This window comes from Salipiger sp. ABN3_019, assembly GCF_056158605.1.
In genome coordinates, this window is record NZ_JBSWTP010000001.1 from 153,541 (window position 1) to 172,504 (window position 18,964).

The window sequence follows — 18,964 nt, forward strand, 5'->3', positions numbered from 1 at the left end:
GGGCCGGCCCCCGCGGGCCGGCGAAACCTGTCGCAATGTCTTGCAGCCCCGGCGCTCAGCCGTGGTTGTTCACGATCGTCTTGATGTGGGAAAACTCCAGCAATGCCGCGAAGCCCTTCTCGCGGCCGTGACCGGATTTCCGGATGCCGCCGAAGGGCAGCTCGACACCGCCACCCGCGCCGTAGCCGTTAATGAATACCTGCCCGCAGCGCAGCGCCTTGGCGACACGTTGCTGCCGGGCGCCGTCCTTGGTCCAGACCGCCGCGACCAGCCCGTAGTCGGTGCCATTGGCGATGCGGATGGCCTCGGCCTCGTCGTCGAAGGGGATCATCGCCAGCACCGGGCCAAAGACCTCCTCTTGCGCGATCCGCGCTTCCGGCGCGCAGGGGCCGAAGATGGCGGGGGCAACGTAGTAGCCGCCCTCGGGCGCGTCAGCCGCGATCCCGCCCCGCGCGATCAGCGGCGCATCGGCCTCCGCGATGTAGCCCTCGACCCGGCGCTTCTGCTTGGCCGAAATCAGCGGGCCGAGCACCGCCGCCTCATCCGAAGCGCTGGCCTCGATGCCCTCGAAGGCGGTCTTCAGCTCGGACACGACGCGGTCCCAGAGGCTGCGATGCACCAGCGCCCGCGTGCCCGCCGAACAGGTCTGCCCGCCGTTCTGGATCAGCGCTTTGACGACCACAGGGATCGCCGCGTCGAGATCTGCGTCTTCGAAGAGGATCTGCGGCGACTTGCCGCCCAGTTCCAGCGTGCAGCCGATGAAGTTCCGCGCCGCCGCGGTCTGGATCATCACGCCCACCTCGGGCGAGCCGGTGAACGAGATGAAGTCGATGCCGCGGTGCTCAGACAGCGCCTTGCCCGCGACCTCGCCACGCCCGGTGACGATGTTGAGCGCGCCGGGCGGGAAGCCAGCCTCGACCGCCAGCTCGCCGATGCGCAGTGCCGTGAGGCAGGCGTCCTCGGCGGGCTTGAGCACCGTGGCATTGCCCATGGCTAGTGCCGGGGCCACCGAGCGGCCGAACATCTGCGCCGGGTAGTTCCAGGGGATGATGTGGCCGGTGACGCCATGCGGCTCGCGCTGCACCTCGACGTTGTAGCCGGGCTGGAAGGGGATGATCTCGCCATGCACCTTGTCCGCCGCGCCGCCGTAGAATTCGAAGTAGCGCGCGGTCACTTGCATGTCGGCGCGCGCCTGCACGATGGGTTTGCCATTGTCGGCGGACTCGAGCTGCGCCAGTTCCTCGGCATGCTCGAGGATCAGTGCTGAGAGCTTCAGCATGAGCCGGCCGCGTTCCGCCGCCGAGAGCTTGCTCCATGCGCCGCCGTCGAAGGCAGCACGAGCGGCGGCAACTGCCGCGTCAACGTCCTCGAGGCCACTGTCAGCAATCCTGGTGAAGGGCAGGCCATCGAGCGGCGAAAGCACCTCCATCTCGGCGCCCGAAGCGGCCGGGAGAAAGTCGTTGCCGACGAGGTTCAGGGGTTTCGGCAGCACGAGGCTGCGCGAGCTAACAGGGAAGTCTTTCATGCGCTTTTCCTTTCCGGATCGAGCGACCCTTCGCCGACCTCGCCGCGTTCGATGACCAGCGTCCGGCTGGCGAAACCTCGCAACAGCGAGGGATTGGATTCAGTAATGATGAGGGTGATGCTGCGGTCGCTGTCGCGCAGGGCGCGCAGCGCGTCGGCGTAGCGCAGGGCCAGCGCCGGTGCGAGGCCCTGGAACGGCTCGTCCAGCATCACCAGCTTCGTGCCGAGCATGAGCGCCCGGGCAAGGGCGACCATCTTGCCCTGCCCGCCCGAGACGTTGCCTGCAGGACGTCCCGCCATTTCCTTCAGCTCGGGCAGGATGTCGTAGACCTTGTCCAGCCGGCGCTTCGTCTCCGCCGCGCCGAGCCGAGCCGCATCGGCGGGCAGCAGGATATTTTCCTCGACGGTGAAGGCCGAAAACAGCCGCCGGTCTTCGGGAGAGTAGCCAATTCCCAGTCCCGGGCGCTTGGGTGGCGCCACCGAGGTCAGCGGCTTGCCATCAAAGTGAAGCTCGCCGCGCACTTTGGTGAAGCCCATGATTGTGCGCAGCAGCGTCGTCTTACCCGCGCCGTTGCGTCCGATCAGAGCAAGCGTTTCGGCCGGCTCGATGCGGAAGTTCAGGTCCCGCAGGATCTCGATGATACCGATCGAGGCGGTCACATTGCGAAATTCGAGCATCAGGCCACCTCCTCGCCGATGACGTCCCGGATCACGTCGGGGTGTTCGAGTATCTCTTCCGGCGTGCCGCGCAGTTGCACGTTGCCAGCGTTCCAGACCGCCACTTCGTCGGCGTGGCGGGCGACGATGCCCATGTCGTGCTCGACGAAGACCGAGGTGACCCCGGCCTCGGCGAGCGCGCCGACGAGGATCTCCATCACTTCGTGCTTTTGCGACGAGGCCACGCCCGAGGTCGGCTCGTCCATCAGCAACAGGCGCGGTTTCAGCGCCAGTGCCACGGCGATGTCTATCAGCTTGCGCTGCCCCTCCGAGAGCTCGACCACGACCCGGTCCGCCACATCGGTGCAATGCACCAGATCCAGCAGATGCATCATCTCATCACGCTGGCGAATGTTGTGCAGGTTCTGCAGCGGGTTGCGCAGCCCCTCGCGGGCCGACGCCGAGATCAGCAGGTTCTCGAGCGCGGTGTGCTCGGTGAACAGTTGCGGGATCTGGAAGGCGCGCGCCACACCGCGCCGCACGATCTTGCGGGGCGGCAGCGGGGTGATGTCCTCGCCCTCCAGGAAAACCTTACCCGAGCGCGGTTTCAGCCAGCCGGTGCAGATGTTGAGGAAGGTCGTCTTGCCCGCGCCGTTGGGGCCGATGATGGCGAGGTTGCGCCCGGCCTCGATCTGCATCGAGACATTGTTGGCCGCAGTCACGCCGCCGAACTTGATCATCAGCTCGCGCGTCTCCAGCAGCGGCGGCTTGGCGGCATTCGGCATGTTTATCGCGTTCATTCTGCGTTCTCCCTCGTGCTGGTTCGGCTCTTGCCGCCGCGGTGCATGAGCCCGTCCGCGATGCCCATGATGCCGCCCGGCGCAAAGAGGATTATGACCAGCAGGAAGGCTCCGAGCAGCATTTGCCAAATGTCTCCGGCGTAGGCCGAGGCATAGACCCGCACGATCTCGTAGATCAGTGCACCGATGAAGGCCCCGCGCACCGAGCCCGCGCCGCCAAGCACTGCGATGAAGACCATCTCGGCCGAGCGAACCCACCAGACGTATTCCGGTGTCACCACGCCCTGGGTCATCGCCATCAGCGAGCCGCCGACACCACAAAGGATCGCCGAGAGCAGGTATCCCGACAAAAGTACGCGCTTGGGCGAGAGCCCGAGGTATTCAAGCCGCGTCTCGTTGGTCTTGATTGTCTGGAAGACCTGACCCACCGGGGAGGCGAACCAACGTAGCGTGAACCATCCCAGCACAACCATAAGCGCGATCGATAGGTAGAAGATCACCGCCTCGAATCCCGCCCGTTCGAGCGCCATGCCCAGCACCGTGGGACGCGGGAGGCGGATGCCGTCGGCGCCGCCGGTGACGTGGTAGAACTTCTCGAGGATGGACCAGAAGATCATCGAGAACGCGAGGTTCAGCATTCCAAAGAAGATACCGCGGTAGCGCACCACGAAGAGCCCGACCAGCAGCCCGCTCAGCGCCGCGCCGATGACGCCCGCTATCAGCACGAGAATAAGGTCCGCCGCCGGAAGCGAGGCCATCAGGAAGGCCCCGGCATAGGCCGAGATACCAAAGAACAGCGCGTGTCCGAAAGACACCTGGCCAGCCCGCAGCAGCACGGTCACGCCGAGCACGGCAATGCCCTTGGCCAGCGCCAGGTTGATCAGAAGCTGCATCGAGGGCGCGATGAAGGGCACCGCTGCCAGCAACAGCACCGTCAGAAGCGTCAGCAGCGCGCGCAGCGAGGGCATGCCGCCGGATTTGACGGCGCCCCGTGAAGTGGAGTGTTGAGAAATATCGCTCATGTCGCGTCCTCAGATCTTGCGGGCGACAGGGCTGCCGAAGAGCCCCTCGGGGCGGACCAGCAGGACCAGCACCATGATGAGATAGGGCACGAGTACGGCAACCTCGGGCCAGACGTAGACGGCGAAGGACCGCCCCAGGCCGATCATCAGCGCAGCGATCGCCGCGCCGCCAATCTGGCCCAGGCCCGCCGTGGCGACCACGGCGAAGGACAGCACGATCATATCTGCGCCCATGCCCGGCAGGATCGAGGTGGTGGGCGAGGCGAGCGCACCTCCGAGCCCCGCGAGCACCGCGCCGACGACGAAAGTGAACAGGAACACGCGGTCGGCATCGATGCCGATGGATTGCGCGGCCTCGCGATCCTCTGTGGTGGCGAGGATGAGCTTGCCGATCACCGTATGGCGCAGGAAAAAGCGCAGCCCGAAGAGCAGGCCGATCGCGACCAGCGGCAACAGGATCAATTGGTAGACCGTGTAGGTCACGCCAAAGAGCGTCACGTTGCCAAGCGCCTGCAGCGCGCTGGCCTGGAAATAGGGCTGCGTGCCCCAGACGAGACGTTGAACGTCCTCAAGGATCATGAACACCGCGAACGTGACCAGAAGCTGCAGCACCTCGGGCTTGTCGTAGATGCGCCGCAGCAGCAGCCACTCGATTGGTCCGCCCAGCAGCACGCCCACCAGGACCGCCGACACGAGCATCAGCGGGAAAGCGAACACCGGGGCGAAGCCGAGCGCGAGGAAGAAGCCGGTCAGCGAGACCGTGGCATAGGCCCCGATCGCGTAGAGCGAGCCATGGGCAACATTCAGGATGCGCATCACGCCGAAGATCAGGGTCAACCCGAGCGCGACGATGAATACCAGCGCCGCGTAGGAGATTCCGTCGAAAAGCGCGAGCAGGAAGATGGTCAGGTTCATGAGACCGCCTCTTGTTGGTGGGCCGTTCGAATGTGTCGCGGAAGAGCGACCGGGCGCTCTGCATGGCCCAAATCGGCCGGCAACCGGCCCGGGTCCTCAGATCAGCCCAGCACGAACGCCGGCCATGTCGAGAGCCCGTCCGGCGCGTGCGCCGGACGGGAGCGCATCAGTTCTCGTAGGTTTCGACCGACAGCCCGTCGGCGAAGCTCGCATCGAGGCCCTTGATCCAGTCGATGGAGGTCTCGCCCACCGGAGGCAGCAGCCCGTCGCCGTCGAAGATCATGATGTTCTCGAGGGTCGCGAACGGGTACTCGCCGGTCTGCGCGCTGGTGCCCATGAGCTGTGACTCGACGCCCTGGTGATCCTCGCGCAGGTGCAGCGCGCGGCCGAGGCCCTGAAATTCGAGGCCGTCGAGCGCCGCCAGCAACTGCTCCTCGTCCGGCCAGTCAACGCCGTTGTCGGCAATAGCCTTCTCGTAAGCGGTCTTCAGCGCCGAAAAGGCTTGGCTGGCGTGGAAAACTGAATAGACGGGGATGTCGCCGGTTGCTTCCTTGTATTGCTCCATGAACCCTTTGAAGTCGGGGTCGTCGCGGCGCTCGGGGTGCAGGAAGTAGTGATCGCCGCGCGCGCCGACGATGTGGCCTGCGGGCAGGCTGCTGCCGAGACGCTCGAGCGAGCTTTCGGCCAGCGGCAGCACGAAGGTCGAGGTATTCATCAGCCCGCGCTGGAAGGCCTGCTGCACGAAGGTGTCGAGATCGCCGCCCCAGGAGGTCGAGAGCACCACGTCCGGACGCAGCGCCTGCAGCCGCGAGATCTCGGTCGAGAAGTCCGGCGCGCCGAACTTGGGAAAGAACTCGCCTACCACTTCCACGTCGGGCTTCATCACTTCGAGCGCGGTGTGGAAAATGTCCCAGCTGTCGCGGCCCCAGGCGTAGTCCTGGTTCACCACTGCGATCGTCTTGAAATCCGGGTGGGTCTTCAGGAGGTAGGCCACGGCCGCGAGCATCTCGGACGTCGCGTTGCCCTGCGGGCGGAAGACATAGTCATAGCTGCCTTCCTCGAAGATGCGCTGCGTGCCGCAGTCCCACATCAGGTTCGGCACCTTCAGGTCCTCTGCCAGCGGCGCGAGGGTCTGGCAGTTGCCAGAGGAGATTGAAGCGAGCATCACCTCGGCGCCCTCTGTCTGCGCCACCCGGCGATATTCCGAGGTCAGCGCCTCGGCGCCGGCGCCCTCGTCGATGTAGGTCACTTCGATGGGCACCCCGTTGATGCCGCCCTCGGCGTTGAGGTTCTCGACAAAGATGTTCATCGCATCGCGCGCCGGAACGCCGAACACCGAGGCCGGGCCGGTCAGGAACGTAGTCATGCCGATCTTCAACGCCTCGGGCTTGTCCGCCGCCATCGCGGCCAGCGGCATCGCAATGCAGAGCGCCGATGTGGTCAGTAGCTTCTTCATGTTGGTCTCCTCCCTGTTTCAGTCCCGATCAGCGAATTGCGATCGGGTTGATGATCATCTGCACGGCGCCCTGCAGTCGGGCCTGTCCAAGCACGAACAGGAACTCGTGCACGCCGTCCTCGGCGAGCGCGCGGGTGTCCATGTTCTCGAGGATGTAGATGCCGTGTTCGGGCTGCAGAATCTGGTGTGCGCGGAAAGCCTGTCCTTCGGTTTCCGCTGGGACCACCTCCATGCCCCAGGTGTCGGCGCCCACGGCCATGACACCGATCTCGGCCAGGTACTCCGCCCCGCTCACTCCGACGCCGGGCTCGACCGCGCCGAAGCGTTCCGGATCCGGCGCGTCGCCATCGAGCAGGTCCATCCAGTTCGAGTTGAACAGGACCACATCCCCTTCGCGCAGTTCGACGCCCTGCGCGTCCGCCGCGGCCTGGATGTCCTCCTTGCTGTAGGCCGTACCCTCCTCGACCATGTCGGTGCCGTAGTAGGCCGCCATATCGAGCAGCACGCCGCGGCCAACGAGACCAGGCAGCTTTTCAAGCCCCAGTTCAGTGAGGCCCGATGCCGGAGCGAAGTCGCCATAGGTCCGGCCGCCGTAATAGACATGATCGACCCCGGCATGACCGAGGCCGTCGATCTGCGGCCCGATGCCGAGCCAGCCCATGAAAATGTCGTCGTTATAGGTGAAGTTGTTCTCACCAAGCCCCGAATTACCGTTCTGACCCGGCTGTAGCACCGTCAGCGACAGGCTGCGCGGCGGAAAGGCCGGCGTGTCCGGTCCGACGATCATGCCAAGGCTGTAGACCTTCCCCTCGGTGACCAACTCGGCGGCCATCTTCACCCGCTCGGGGGTCATCAGGTTCGCCGCGCCGAGTTCGTCATCGGCGCCCCACTGACTTTGCGTCCAGTCCTGCGCCGACGCGGTCTGCATCGAGAACGTCAGCGCGAGCCCGGCAACCACCAGACCAAGGCCTTTGATCCATGCGCCGTCGCTTGCGCTCTCTGCTTTTGATTGAGTCCTCATAGCTTCCTCCCAGAGCCCGAGATGTGATGGAGCGTAGGGTCAGAGCGTGAACCGCCGCCAATACCTTGGCGCAATTCCGGTCATAGGTTTAAGCTATGCCCCTAGGGAAAGGTGTTTCGACCCTCGCCCGAAGCCTTAGCCTGAGCATCGGAGGAGCCGCTCAGGCCTATGGGAGGAGAGAAGGATGAAGATCGAAGCTGCCGTGCTTTTGCACGGGGGGGTGGAGCGCGATTTCGAGGCCGCGGGCACATTGGCGGTGTGCGAGCTTGACCTCGCGGCGCCCGGCCCGGGTGAAGTGCGGATCCGCGTGGCCGCCGCCGGGGTGTGCCATTCGGATCTGTCGGTGATCAATGGCACGCGCCCGCGTCCGGTGCCGATGGTTCTGGGGCACGAGGCGTCGGGCTACGTCGAGGAGGTCGGCGCGGGGGTCGACGATCTTGCCCCCGGGGATCATGTTGTCTGCATCTTCGCACCGGGGTGCGGCAGCTGCCTGCCCTGCGCCGAAGGACGGCCCGCGCTTTGCACCCGCGCGGCGAAGCACCATGGCGTCGGCGAGCTGATGACCGGACACCGCCGGCTGTCGATGGACGGCGCGCCGGTAAATCACCACGTCGGGGTTTCCGCCTTTGCCACCCATGCCGTTCTTGCGCGCCAATCGCTGGTGAAGGTCGAAGCTGACCTGCCCCCACACATCTCGGCGCTGTTTTCCTGCGCCATGCTCACCGGCGCGGGTGCCGTATTCAACACCGCGCGGGTGATGCCCGGCTCGAAGGTCGCGGTCTTCGGGCTGGGCGGTGTCGGCCTGTCGGCCATCCTCGGCGCGGCGGCGGCCGGCGCGGGCGAGATCATCGCCATTGATCCGTTCGAGACGAAGATGCAGACCGCGGTTGAGATGGGCGCGACCCGCACGGTGAAGGCCGACGATCACACAATTGAAGCAGTGCGCGACGCCACCGGCGGCGGAGTCGATGTGGCGATCGAGCTTGCCGGTTCGACCAGAGCGCTGGAGACCGCCTGGGGCTGCACCTGCCGCGGTGGCACGACCGTCACCGCCGGCCTGCCCCACCCCGACGCCCGCATGTCCCTGAACGCACTGCAACTGGTGGCCGAAGAACGCACACTCAAGGGCAGTTACATCGGTTCCTGCGTTCCGCAAAGAGACTTGCCTCGCATGTTCTCTTTGCACGCGCAGGGCAAGCTGCCGGTCGAGAAAATGCTGACGCACCGACTGAGACTGCGCGACATCAACCGCGCGATGGACCAGCTCGACCAGGGCACCGCCATCCGCCAGGTGATCGAGTTCGGCGGATGATCGACATAAGACAGCTACGCTATTTTCTCGCCATCGCCGATTCGCCGTCGATTTCGGCGGCGGCGCACAGCATCGGAGTTGCTCAGCCCTCGCTGTCACAGCACATCCAGCGCATGGAGGAGGAACTGGGTGTCAAGCTGATGGACCGCTCGCCGCGCGGCACGCTGCTGACGCAGGAGGGTCATGTCTTCGTCGAGCACGCGCGGAAGATATGCGATAGCCTCGACCGCTGCATCGACGACATGCGAGAACTCGGCGGCGTGGTACGCGGACGGGTGGGTTTCGGCATGCCGCCGTCGTGCTCGATGGTCATGTCGGTGCCGCTGGCCGAAACGGTCCGGCTGGAGCTGCCCGAGGTGCGCCTGCGCGCGGTCGAGGCGATGAGCGGCTATCTGAAGACCTGGATCGAGGATGGCACGGTGGACATCGGGTTTCTCTATGACCTGACCGATGCCGGGCATTTGCGGGCGACACACGTGATGGACGAGGAACTGTTCTTCTATTCGGCCCCCGACGCCTGGCCCCTGGATACCCCGCCCGGCACGCCGGTGCCACTGGCCGAACTGCAACCGCTCGATATGATCCTCACGTCGAATGGGCTGCGCAACACGATCGAGGGCTACTGCAGCAAACACGGGATCAAGCTCAACGTGGTGGTCGAGATGGACGCGATGACGCAGATCAAGGAGCTGGTCGCGCGCGGCTCTGGCTACACGATCTTTGCCCCCGTCGCCGCGCAGGATTTTGTTCAGCGCGGCGAATTGCTGCGCGCGCCGATCATCGCACCCACCATGATGCGACCGGTCTATCTTGTTTCGAACCCGGCGCGCGTGATGACGCGGGCCTGCCGCGCGGTGGAGCAGGTCACGCTCGACGTGGCGCGCGAATTGGTGCAGCGCGGCATCTGGGAAGGCACCCTGGTCTGATGCCGCCTGCCGTCACGCGCGGATCAGCGCGCCGACATTGCGGGCGGAAACGCTATGCGGGTCGGCATCGATCCGCTCCGCCATGTCCAGCAGCGGCGCGGCGCGCGCACCGAGCACGGTCCGGGCCTTGCCAGCAACGCGCTGCATCAGCTCGGCCGGAGGCACGGGCGCGGCGAGGTCATGCCTGTAGGTGAGATGAGTTCCGTCTCGCAGAACCAGCGTGCCCGCGCCTTGCTGATCACTGAGCGTGGCGTCGCCCGTGACCTCCACCTTGCGTGCGAAGGCTGCCAGTATGGGGTCGGCCGCGAGGGCATCGGTGTAGAGCCCGCCCTCGCCGGTCTCGAGCCCACTCAGCACCATCCCCGCCAGCCAGACATAGCTGAACTTCACCTCGAGCCCGGTGCGTGGTGCCTTCAGGTCGCAGACCTTGAGCCAGCGCGGGTTGGTCCTGACCTGCAGCCTCTCGACCTGCTCGATATCGACCTGCGCGGCAATCGCGCGCAGCCCCTCGATCATCGCGTGCAGGCCGTGGCAGCAGGCGTGGAACTTGTAGCGGTTGTCCATGAACCGCATGTCAGACAATCCGTAGATGAACGGCTCCGGCGCGTCGGCATGAGTCTCGACGAACCCCTGCTGCCCGAAAATGCCATCGTCCGGCGAACTCAGCCCCAGCGCAGCAAGCTGTACGGCCTCGACGCCATTGGACGCCGCAATGCCCGCGTTTAGCGGTTTTCCCATGGTGCCAAACTGGTTCTTGAGCCCCGACGCCCGTGTCGCGCAGAGCCCGAGCGCCGCGCGCATCTGCGCATTGTCGAGCTTCGCGATGCGTCCGGCTGCGAGTGTCGCGCCAAAAGCCCCAGCCGTCGCCGTCTGATGAAAGCCGCGATTGTAATGCGCCAAGCCAAGGACTCGGCCAAGACGTATCGCGCCTTCAGCCCCGACGAGAAACGCTGTGACAAGCTCCTCCGCCGAGGCATCCTGCGCCTCTGCCATGGCCAGCGCCGCGGGGTAGATGCCGACCGAAAGGTGACCGACGTGGTCAAAATGTGTATCGTCGTAGTCCAGCGCATGCGAGATGGTGCCATTGACCATCGCCGCCGTTCGCGCCGGCGCATGGCTGCCGCCGAAGACCGAGACCGCGGCGGACGCCTCCCCCTCCGACACGGCAAAGCTGCGTATTTTCGTGGCCACAGGCTCGGACGCCCCGGCGATGCCGCAGATCAGCCAGTCGACCAGCGAAACGCGGGCCAGCGCGAGGGCCCCTGCCGGGCAGTTGGCCAGCGGCAGGGCCGCCAACTCGATCAGTGCATCAAGCGGTTCTGCGACGGCGTTTTCCCGCGTGGCGACGTGTGCTTCGAGCATGGGTCGACCTCTTTTGTTTATCACCCGTAGCATTCCGTTCAGGTCCTTCGCCGACCAATAGTTCTTGGCTCTGTCGGCCATAGAGGGAGGTTCTGACCGGCGATGCCAAAGGGGGATCTGGCTTAAACAATGGCAGGCAAGTTCGCGATGAGCCGGTGTACGGCAAAGAATTTGGACGGCTTTCGCGGGTCTGTAGCGACCGATAACTTGAAAATATGTAATTTCAATCAATGAATTGGAGATGCTGAGCTTCGCTGAGAATACAGCGCCATCCGAGCCAAAGCAACTCCGCATGCCAGACGTCCAGATATCGTTCTGTATATCAACCTGTCCATGACAATCTTTCCGACCCATGCGACGTCGGGTTTATCGCAACGAGACCGGTGTATGCAGGTCAGATCGAGTTATGGAGGTCCATCTTCATGACGGTGAGGATGCCTACTGGCAATCCTCACCCGACATATTCTCTTGTCGGACAATAGCTGGATAAGATCTGGCGTCGCCCGGCTATTGACGTGCTGAGATGCGCGGATCCCTTCCGGGAGTGGCGCGGTCCGGATGGCACGCCAAACGAGCTTAGTCCAGCTCCGTCAGAAAGGGCAATCCAACCGGCAGGTCTTCGGGCGTCAGATTCTTGACGCGTCCGACCGCAACGTCGCAGGCCTGCTCGAGGTGCCGCTCAAGCGCCGCGGCCGCTTCGCGCACGAAGCCGCCCTGGAGCGCCTCGAGTACAAGCAGGTGCTGGTCAATCGTGCTGTACACTGACGCTTCGGAACGGGTCGCGGTGAAGGAGATATGCGTCGAGATAAGGGGCAGCTGGCTGCGCTCGATGGAATCCGCAAGAATCCGGTTCCGGCAGGACAGCACGATATCGCGATGCAGCCATTGCTCGATCAGCAACAGCTCGGGAACGCCGACCTCCGACACCGCGCCGCGCATACGCCGGAGCTCGGCAATCTGGTGCGCCACCGTCCCTTGCGGCAGAAGGCCAACCGCCTCGACCAGAGCCACCGGCTCGAGCAGCAGGCGCATGGTGTAGTGGTCCTGCACGTCCTGCTCGGTCATCGGGCCGACCTGCCAGCGCCCATTGGCCTGCTGCCGCACCAGCCCGACGCGCTCCATCCGCGTAATGATTTCATGCGCGACGCTGCGGCTGACGCCATAATGCTCGGCCATCGCCTTCTCGTTGACGCCGAAGCTGCCAAACACCATGGCCGAGGCGATCGCTGTCTGCGCCTCCTCGAAGAGCCGTTGTCGCCAGTTGCGAGATTCAAGCCCGTCTCGGGCGATGGTCGGAATCGCAAGAACCGGGGCGTCCTCGTCGCACGCGTCTGTGCAATCACCCAGCACGCGGTAACCGCGACGGCCGTTGAACTCCAGCAGGCGCTCGCTCTCGAGCCGCTTCAGCGCAGCGCGAATCGGCACCCGGCTTAGCTTGAACTGACGCGCCAATTCGGACTCTCGCAGACGCATGCCCGACCGCAGCTTGCCAATCGCAAGGTTGTCGACCAGCACAGCGTAGACCACGTCCTGCAGGCGTTTTGGCTCTGGTTTCATACGATTAGTCGCCCTTTCCCGTCGGTTTCAATTGAATGCTTTCTGTTGGATTTTTGCAATGCGTCTCCGCATCTTTGTATCTTGTCGCCATTATACATTTGTTGCTACAACTCTTACAGAGGCACTCATTTTGCCAGGGAGGAAATCACAGTGACCCGACAGAGATTGACAGCTACCGCCATCGCCTTGATGACATCCACCGCTCTTGCCGGCCCGGCACTCGCGGCCGAAACCGAGCTGAAGTTTGCCCATGTCTACCCCGACGGCAGCCTGTTCGATCAGGCCCTGGAGCGGGCCTCGGACGCGATCGAAGAATCCACCGAGGGGCGTTACGCGCTGGCCATATTCCCGGCCTCTGCACTGGGCAACGAGGAGGCGCTCAACGACGCGCTGTCTCTCGGCTCGATCGATCTCATCTACACTGGCGTCGCCTTCATGGCGCAGTCGGTTCCTGAGATCGCCATCTCGGACTACCCTTACGTCTACCGCGACTTCGCCCACTGGGAGGGCTTCTGGCAGAGTGATCTTCTGAAGGGGCTGATGGAGTCCTACACCGAGGTGACCGGCAACGAGTTCGTCACCAGCACCTACTACGGCCAGCGCCACGTCACGGCGAACAAGCCGATCCTCAAGCCTTCCGACATGGAAGGGCTGAAGATTCGCGTCGCCAATGCCCCGGCCTACCTGATGTTCCCCGAGGCGACCGGAGCCAACCCGACGCCGATGGCCTTCTCCGAGGTCTACCTCGGGCTGCAGCAGGGTGCGGTCGACGCACAGGAGAACCCGCTGCCGACGATCCAGTCCTCGCAGTTCTACGAGGTCCAGAGCGACATCAGCCTGACCGGCCACATCACCGCGACGCTGGTGACGCTGATGTCGGGCTACACTGCCGAGAAGCTCTCGGAAGAGGACCACGACGCGATCTTCACCGCGCTGCAGGAGGCGGCGGACTGGGCGACCGAAGAGACCCGCGCCAATGAGGCCGACCTGATTTCCTTCTTCGAGGACGAGGGCGTCTCGGTCCACGAAGTCGACCGCCAGCCGTTCATCGACGCGGTGACCCCCTACCTGACGGATTACGACAACGTGCCCTGGGACGAGGCGACCTTCACCGCGCTTCAGGCCATCGGGCGCTGAACCGCCATGATCCAGCATCAGACCCACGCGAGCCATGAGGCTCGCGACCCCCATGCCGTGCCCGAACCTGACGCGCTCGACGAGACCATCGTGCGAGAGATGGATGCCGGGATGGAGGATGTCTCCGACGTCCGCTGGTGGGACTACCCGGTTTTCGCCGTCTTCTGGGCGCTGATGGCCGTGGTCTTCCTGCAGTTCTTCTCGCGCTACGTGCTCAATTCGTCGATCGGCTGGACCGAGGAGATCGCCCGCTACCTGCTAATCGTGCTGACCTTCACCGGCTCGCTGATCTGCCTGCGCAAGCGTAGCCACATCCACCTCGAGATCGTGCTCGATCGGGTCTCCGAGAAGACCGCCCGCGTCCTGCGCCTGATCGGTGACCTTGTCAGCCTGGTGTTCTTCTGCGGGCTCGGCTGGACCGGCATCGCGCTGGCCGAGCGGATGAGCCGACAGCGGCTGATCAGCCTCGATCTGTCGCGCGGCGTCTTCTACTGGATCGTCACCGCCGCACTCGGCCTGGCCGCGATGCTGGTGGCCTGGCAGATCCTGCGCAACCGGGGAGCGCGCTGAAATGGCCCTGACTCTGATGTTCGCCGCGCTGGCCCTGCTGATCGCCATAGGTGCGCCGATCTCGATCGCGCTCGGCGCCTCCTCTTTGCTTTACATTCTGCTCGAGGGGCTGCCGTCGATTACCGCGCTCAACTACATGATCAACGGGGTAAACAGCTTTTCGCTGCTCGCGGTGCCCTTCTTCATCATGGCCGGCAACCTGATGAACTCGGGCGGCATCACCTCGCGCATCTTCGACTTTGCCCGCGCCGTCGCCGGCTGGGCCCCGGGCGGGCTCGGTCACGTCAACGTCGGCGCCAGCGTGATCTTCTCCGGGATGTCCGGCGCCGCCGTCGCCGACGCCGGCGGGCTCGGCAACATCGAGATCAAGGCGATGCGCGACGCCGGCTACGAGACCGATTTCGCCGTCGGCATCACCGCCGCCTCCTCGACCATCGGTCCGATCATCCCGCCCTCGCTGCCGCTGGTGCTCTACGGGGTCACCGCCTCGGTCTCGATCGGTGATCTTTTTCTCGCAGGGATCGTGCCGGGGCTGCTGATGGCGCTGTCGCTGGTGCTCATGGTCGCCTGGTACTCGCACCGGCGCCACTACCCGCGCGATCGCGCCTTCGATCCGCGCTATGTCTGGCACACCTTTCGCCGCGCCTTCCTGCCGCTCTGCACGCCCGCGATCATCATCGGTGGCATCGGCACAGGGGTATTCACACCGACCGAGGCGGCGGTGGCGGCGGTGGCCTACGCGCTGGTACTTGGGCTGCTGGTCTACCGCACGCTGACCCCGAAGGCGCTGATCCGCATCACCATGGACAGCCTCGAGACCACCGCCTCGATCATGATGATCGTGGCCGGCGCGGCGATCTTCGCCTGGATCCTCACCGCCAACCAGTCGGCACAGGCTGTCGCCGGTGCGGTGCTCGCTCTGACGCAGAACCGAGAGCTGGTGCTGCTGCTGATCATGCTGCTGGTGCTGGTGGTCGGCTGCTTCATGGAGACCATCGCCGCGATCACCATCCTGGTGCCGGTCTTGCTGCCGGTGGCGCAGACGGTGGGCATCGATCCGGTGCATCTTGGCATCATTGTCGTGCTCAACCTGATGCTGGGCCTGCTGACACCGCCCGTTGGCATGGTGCTCTTCGTGCTGAGCCGCGTGTCGCAGGTGCCCTTCGAGCAATGCATGCGCGCCACGCTGCCCTTCCTCGTACCGCTGGTGATCGTGCTGTTCCTGCTCGCCTATTTCCCGCAGCTCAGCCTCTGGCTGCCCGACCTGCTGAACCCCTGAACGTGGAAAGACCTATGAAAATCACGTCTCTCAAGACCTTCATCCTGCACGTGCCCGTGACCCGCAACGGCGTTGCGGACAGCACCCACACGCTCACCCACTGGGGCGCCCCGGGGGTCATCATCGAAACCGACGCGGGGATCACCGGCTATGGCTACACCGGCACCCATGCCCACCTGCCCTCGGACCGTCTGATCACCCAGTGCATCGAGACCTGCTTCGACTGGATCGTCGGCCGCGACCCGCTGGAGACCACCGCCCTCTACCGCGAGATGGAACGCTTTCCGCCGGTGCAATGGGTCGGGCGAGGCGGCATCTCGCATCTCGCCATCGGCGCGATCGACGTGGCGCTCTGGGATATCAAGGCCAAAGCGGCGGAGCAGACGCTGTGGCAGAGCATGGGCGGAGCTGAGCGACCGATCCTCGCCTACAACACCGACGGTGGCTGGCTGAACTGGCCTCTCGAGACGCTGGTTTCGGACTGCAAGCGGCTGGTCGAGGAAGAGGGTTATCTCGGCGTGAAGATCAAGGTCGGCTCGCCCAACCTCGCCACCGACATCGAGCGGCTCGAGGCGGTACGCAAAGCGATCGGCAACAAGGTCACGCTGGCGGTCGACGCCAACGGCCGCATGGACCTGCCTACCGCGATCCGCTTCGGCCGGCACCTCGCCGACTGCGACGTGATGTGGTTCGAAGAGCCGCTCTGGTACGACGACGTCATCAGCCACAAGCGGCTGGCCGAGACTATCCAGACCCCCATCGCTCTCGGCGAGCAGCTTTACCTCGCCCATAACTTCCAGACCTTCTTCGACGCCGGGGCGTTGCATTACGCGCAGCCTGACGTGGCGCGGCTCGGCGGTGTCACCCCGTGGATCCAGGTGGCTGACATGGCCATGGCGCGCGGCCTGCCGGTGGTCAGCCACGTCGGCGACATGGGCCAGATGCACATCCACACCGCCATTGGCCACCCGTCGAGCGATATGCTCGAGTATATCCCCTGGCTGCGCGAGTGTTTCACCGAACCCGTCAGCGTCACCGACGGCTGGTACGACGTCCCGCGCGAGCCGGGCGCTGGCACCACGCTGCGCGCGGACGCCCTCGAACGTTTCGGTGTGGCATGAGCGGCGCCGGAATGATGAAGGCCGTGCAAATCGACGCGCCCGCGTCGATTTCGCTGGTCGAGCGCCCCAAGCCCGCGCCCGCGGCCGGCGAGGTGCGACTGGCGCTCACCCACGTAGGCTACTGCGGCTCGGACCTCAGCAGCTTCCAGGGCCGCAACCCCATGGTCAGCTTCCCGCGAGTTCCCGGCCACGAGATCGCCGCGGTAGTGGATGCGCTTGGTGAGGGTGTCGAGGGGCTGAGCCCCGGCCAGCCCTGCACCGTGCTGCCCTATTTCAATTGCGGAACCTGTATCGCCTGCCGCAAGGGCCGGCCAAACGCCTGCCGCAACAACCAGACGATGGGCGTGCAGCGCGAGGGCGCGATGGCCTCCTACGCCTGCGTGCCGGCCGCCCATGTGATCCCCGTCGACGGCTTCGCGCAGCGCGATCTCGCGCTTATCGAGCCAATCGCGGTGGGCTTCCACGCGGTCGAACGTTCCAACCTCGGTGCCGACGACACGGTTGCGGTGCTCGGCGTCGGGATGATCGGCCTCGGTGTGCTCCTGGGCGCAGTGGCGCGCGGCGCGCGGGTGATCGCGGTTGATGTAGCCGATGCCAAGCTCGACCTCGCCCGCCGACTTGGCGCGACCGAGACGATCGACGGCGCCGCTGAAGACACCGTCCAGCGCCTTGCCGAGCTGACTGGTGGCGATGGGCCGACGGTGATCATCGAGGCGGCGGGCGCCGCCGCCACCTTTCGCCAGGCGGTCGATGCGGTCTCCTCCTGCGGGCGCGTGGTCTATGTCGGCTACACCAAGACCGAGGTCTCCTACGAGACTCGGCTGTTCCCGATGAAGGAGATCGAGATCTTCGGTTCGCGCGGTGCGACCCGCGACGATTTCCGGCGCGTCGTCGACTTCCTCCGCGCTCGGCCCGGCACCGGCGATCTCATTATCAGCAGCATGCCCGGGATCGCACAGGCGACCGAGGCGATGCTGGCCTGGGCCGCAGACCCCGGCTCGGTGACAAAAATCGTCATCGAAATGGACACCGCCGCGACGGAGACCGCGTGATGCCGCTCGATCTCTCCGCCTATTCCCTTGCGGGACACCGCGTTCTGCTCACCGGAGGTAGCGGCGGCATCGGAATGGGAGTGGCACGCTGCCTTATCGCTGCAGGGGCCGAGGTCCTCCTCTCGGGGACGCGGGCCGAGAAACTTGCCGCGGCACGGACCGCGCTGGGGGGCAATGTCGGGACGGTGGTGCATGACGTCACCCGGTTTGGCGAGGCCGAGGCGCTCGCGATGCGCGTAGAGGCAGACTACGGCCCGGTGAGCGCGCTGATCAACAACGCGGGCAACACCGTCAAGAAGCCGATCGCCGAGATGAGCGACGCGGATTTTTCCTCGGTGATGGAAACGCATGTGGCCGGAGCCTTCGCTCTGAGCCGGGCGTTCCTGCCGCAGATCACGGCCTCGGGGAAGGGCTCGATCCTCTTCACCGCCTCGATGGCCTCCTACCTCGGCATCCCGCATGTTATCGGTTATTCGGCCGCCAAGACCGCGCTGCTTGGCATGGTGCGTGCGATGGCGACCGAGCTTGCACCGGAAGGCGTGCGGGTCAATGGCGTGGCGCCGGGCTGGATCGGCACCGATATGGTGCGCAAGAACACGGCCACCGACCCCGAACGTCTGGCAAAGATCATGGGACGGATTCCGATGAATTGCTTCGGTGAGCCTGAGGACATCGGCATGGCCATGACCTTCTTGCTCTCCCAGGCCGCGAAATACGTCACCGGCCAAGTGCTTGCGGTCGACGGCGGCGCGCAGTCGGGCTTCTGAGAGACGCGCCCGGCGAAGATCTTGGCGCCGCTCCCCTGCGCCAAGAAATTCTCTTCAGTCAAAGCGAAGCTCGCTCGATCCCGCCCGGCCCGGCAGCTGGGCGGGCCGACCGGGGCCAAAGATTTCTTAATAGACAGAGCCCTCCGGACCCGGGCGTACAGCCGCATACCGCAACCCCGCCGGGAAGAAGAGCATTTCTCCCGCCGTCACCTCGTAACGGGTCTCGTCAATCACAACCTTGGCCGTGCCGGAGTTCATGCCAATATCTGGTCATTACCCTGCCAATGGGTCTGACCATCGAAATTCGCTCCCGGCTCGGTCATCACTCGGACAGCCGAAAGGTGATCACCGCAGATGCCCTGCCGGCTCGACCCCGACCTCATCCCCATGATTTCCGCGAGGCTCTCCCAGTCAACGTGCATAGGCTCAGGACTTCGGTAACGGGAGCGTCCCAGTCAAGGGTTTTCGCGCATGTCGAATGTCCCG

Annotated in this window: 17 protein-coding genes; 8 read left to right on the plus strand and 9 right to left on the minus strand. The window is 65.0% G+C overall.

Features of this window, described 5'->3' with window-relative positions:
- Positions 1-55 precede the first annotated feature (55 nt).
- From ACXAD2_RS00755 to ACXAD2_RS00785, 7 genes are all read right to left on the minus strand, one after another.
- Positions 56-1,525 (minus strand): aldehyde dehydrogenase family protein, encoded by a 1,470-nt coding sequence (locus ACXAD2_RS00755; RefSeq protein ID WP_475165585.1) that lies wholly within the window; start codon positions 1,523-1,525, stop codon positions 56-58.
- A complete protein-coding gene (locus ACXAD2_RS00760) occupies positions 1,522-2,202 on the minus strand; it encodes an ABC transporter ATP-binding protein (RefSeq protein WP_475165587.1) in 681 nt (226 codons plus the stop codon). Before ACXAD2_RS00760 ends, ACXAD2_RS00755 begins: the two co-directional genes overlap by 4 nt.
- A complete protein-coding gene (locus ACXAD2_RS00765) occupies positions 2,202-2,981 on the minus strand; it encodes an ABC transporter ATP-binding protein (protein WP_475165589.1) in 780 nt (259 codons plus the stop codon). The genes ACXAD2_RS00760 and ACXAD2_RS00765 overlap by 1 nt, the downstream gene beginning before the upstream one ends.
- Positions 2,978-4,003 (minus strand): branched-chain amino acid ABC transporter permease, encoded by a 1,026-nt coding sequence (locus tag ACXAD2_RS00770; protein WP_475165591.1) that lies wholly within the window; start codon positions 4,001-4,003, stop codon positions 2,978-2,980. The genes ACXAD2_RS00765 and ACXAD2_RS00770 overlap by 4 nt, the downstream gene beginning before the upstream one ends.
- A gap of 9 nt (positions 4,004-4,012) precedes the next feature.
- Positions 4,013-4,918: a branched-chain amino acid ABC transporter permease gene (locus ACXAD2_RS00775; protein WP_475165594.1), complete on the minus strand. Its 906-nt coding sequence runs from the start codon at positions 4,916-4,918 to the stop codon at positions 4,013-4,015.
- A 166-nt stretch (positions 4,919-5,084) separates the two neighbouring features.
- A complete protein-coding gene (locus ACXAD2_RS00780; protein WP_475165598.1) occupies positions 5,085-6,374 on the minus strand; it encodes an ABC transporter substrate-binding protein in 1,290 nt (429 codons plus the stop codon).
- A gap of 28 nt (positions 6,375-6,402) precedes the next feature.
- Complete coding sequence (locus ACXAD2_RS00785) at positions 6,403-7,395, minus strand: cyclase family protein (RefSeq protein WP_475165600.1); 993 nt, start codon at positions 7,393-7,395, stop codon at positions 6,403-6,405.
- Between the two features lie 184 nt (positions 7,396-7,579).
- On the opposite strand from ACXAD2_RS00785, the gene ACXAD2_RS00790 reads away from it, so the two are divergent.
- Complete coding sequence (locus ACXAD2_RS00790; protein WP_475165604.1) at positions 7,580-8,707, plus strand: zinc-binding dehydrogenase; 1,128 nt, start codon at positions 7,580-7,582, stop codon at positions 8,705-8,707.
- A complete protein-coding gene (locus tag ACXAD2_RS00795) occupies positions 8,704-9,633 on the plus strand; it encodes a LysR family transcriptional regulator (protein ID WP_475165609.1) in 930 nt (309 codons plus the stop codon). Before ACXAD2_RS00790 ends, ACXAD2_RS00795 begins: the two co-directional genes overlap by 4 nt.
- Positions 9,634-9,645: 12 nt before the next feature.
- Here ACXAD2_RS00795 and ACXAD2_RS00800 read toward each other — a convergent pair whose 3' ends face one another.
- Together ACXAD2_RS00800 and ACXAD2_RS00805 are read right to left on the minus strand one after the other, a co-directional pair.
- Complete coding sequence (locus ACXAD2_RS00800; RefSeq protein WP_475165614.1) at positions 9,646-10,995, minus strand: MmgE/PrpD family protein; 1,350 nt, start codon at positions 10,993-10,995, stop codon at positions 9,646-9,648.
- Between the two features lie 576 nt (positions 10,996-11,571).
- Entirely contained in the window at positions 11,572-12,552 is a 981-nt protein-coding gene (locus ACXAD2_RS00805; protein WP_475165616.1) for a GntR family transcriptional regulator, read from the minus strand.
- Between the two features lie 150 nt (positions 12,553-12,702).
- On the opposite strand from ACXAD2_RS00805, the gene ACXAD2_RS00810 reads away from it, so the two are divergent.
- Genes ACXAD2_RS00810 through ACXAD2_RS00835 form a run of 6 tightly spaced genes read left to right on the plus strand, consistent with a single transcriptional unit; the run spans position 12,703 to position 18,478 of the window.
- A complete protein-coding gene (locus ACXAD2_RS00810; RefSeq protein WP_475165619.1) occupies positions 12,703-13,689 on the plus strand; it encodes a sialic acid TRAP transporter substrate-binding protein SiaP in 987 nt (328 codons plus the stop codon).
- 6 nt (positions 13,690-13,695) lie between these two features.
- A complete protein-coding gene (locus tag ACXAD2_RS00815; RefSeq protein WP_475165622.1) occupies positions 13,696-14,259 on the plus strand; it encodes a TRAP transporter small permease in 564 nt (187 codons plus the stop codon).
- Between the two features lies 1 nt (position 14,260).
- A complete protein-coding gene (locus ACXAD2_RS00820; RefSeq protein WP_226628323.1) occupies positions 14,261-15,538 on the plus strand; it encodes a TRAP transporter large permease in 1,278 nt (425 codons plus the stop codon).
- A 14-nt stretch (positions 15,539-15,552) separates the two neighbouring features.
- A complete protein-coding gene (locus tag ACXAD2_RS00825; RefSeq protein ID WP_475165625.1) occupies positions 15,553-16,659 on the plus strand; it encodes a mandelate racemase/muconate lactonizing enzyme family protein in 1,107 nt (368 codons plus the stop codon).
- Positions 16,656-17,711: a zinc-binding alcohol dehydrogenase family protein gene (locus ACXAD2_RS00830; RefSeq protein ID WP_475165627.1), complete on the plus strand. Its 1,056-nt coding sequence runs from the start codon at positions 16,656-16,658 to the stop codon at positions 17,709-17,711. Before ACXAD2_RS00825 ends, ACXAD2_RS00830 begins: the two co-directional genes overlap by 4 nt.
- On the plus strand, positions 17,711-18,478 hold the full coding sequence (locus tag ACXAD2_RS00835) for an SDR family NAD(P)-dependent oxidoreductase (RefSeq protein ID WP_475165631.1): 768 nt from the start codon (positions 17,711-17,713) through the stop codon (positions 18,476-18,478). Before ACXAD2_RS00830 ends, ACXAD2_RS00835 begins: the two co-directional genes overlap by 1 nt.
- Positions 18,479-18,964: the final 486 nt, after the last annotated feature.

Excerpts from the sequence above, each read along its gene's own strand:
- ACXAD2_RS00790 (WP_475165604.1), top strand. The coding sequence starts at position 7,580 with ATGAAGATCGAAGCTGCCGTGCTTTTGCACGGGGGGGTGGAGCGCGAT.
- ACXAD2_RS00830 (WP_475165627.1), top strand. The coding sequence starts at position 16,656 with ATGAGCGGCGCCGGAATGATGAAGGCCGTGCAAATCGACGCGCCCGCG.
- ACXAD2_RS00820 (WP_226628323.1), top strand. The coding sequence starts at position 14,261 with ATGGCCCTGACTCTGATGTTCGCCGCGCTGGCCCTGCTGATCGCCATA.
- ACXAD2_RS00775 (WP_475165594.1), bottom strand. The coding sequence starts at position 4,918 with ATGAACCTGACCATCTTCCTGCTCGCGCTTTTCGACGGAATCTCCTAC.
- ACXAD2_RS00795 (WP_475165609.1), top strand. The coding sequence starts at position 8,704 with ATGATCGACATAAGACAGCTACGCTATTTTCTCGCCATCGCCGATTCG.
- ACXAD2_RS00815 (WP_475165622.1), top strand. The coding sequence starts at position 13,696 with ATGATCCAGCATCAGACCCACGCGAGCCATGAGGCTCGCGACCCCCAT.
- ACXAD2_RS00765 (WP_475165589.1), bottom strand. The coding sequence starts at position 2,981 with ATGAACGCGATAAACATGCCGAATGCCGCCAAGCCGCCGCTGCTGGAG.
- ACXAD2_RS00805 (WP_475165616.1), bottom strand. The coding sequence starts at position 12,552 with ATGAAACCAGAGCCAAAACGCCTGCAGGACGTGGTCTACGCTGTGCTG.
- ACXAD2_RS00825 (WP_475165625.1), top strand. The coding sequence starts at position 15,553 with ATGAAAATCACGTCTCTCAAGACCTTCATCCTGCACGTGCCCGTGACC.
- ACXAD2_RS00755 (WP_475165585.1), bottom strand. The coding sequence starts at position 1,525 with ATGAAAGACTTCCCTGTTAGCTCGCGCAGCCTCGTGCTGCCGAAACCC.
- ACXAD2_RS00800 (WP_475165614.1), bottom strand. The coding sequence starts at position 10,995 with ATGCTCGAAGCACACGTCGCCACGCGGGAAAACGCCGTCGCAGAACCG.
- ACXAD2_RS00785 (WP_475165600.1), bottom strand. The coding sequence starts at position 7,395 with ATGAGGACTCAATCAAAAGCAGAGAGCGCAAGCGACGGCGCATGGATC.
- ACXAD2_RS00760 (WP_475165587.1), bottom strand. The coding sequence starts at position 2,202 with ATGCTCGAATTTCGCAATGTGACCGCCTCGATCGGTATCATCGAGATC.
- ACXAD2_RS00835 (WP_475165631.1), top strand. The coding sequence starts at position 17,711 with ATGCCGCTCGATCTCTCCGCCTATTCCCTTGCGGGACACCGCGTTCTG.
- ACXAD2_RS00770 (WP_475165591.1), bottom strand. The coding sequence starts at position 4,003 with ATGAGCGATATTTCTCAACACTCCACTTCACGGGGCGCCGTCAAATCC.
- ACXAD2_RS00780 (WP_475165598.1), bottom strand. The coding sequence starts at position 6,374 with ATGAAGAAGCTACTGACCACATCGGCGCTCTGCATTGCGATGCCGCTG.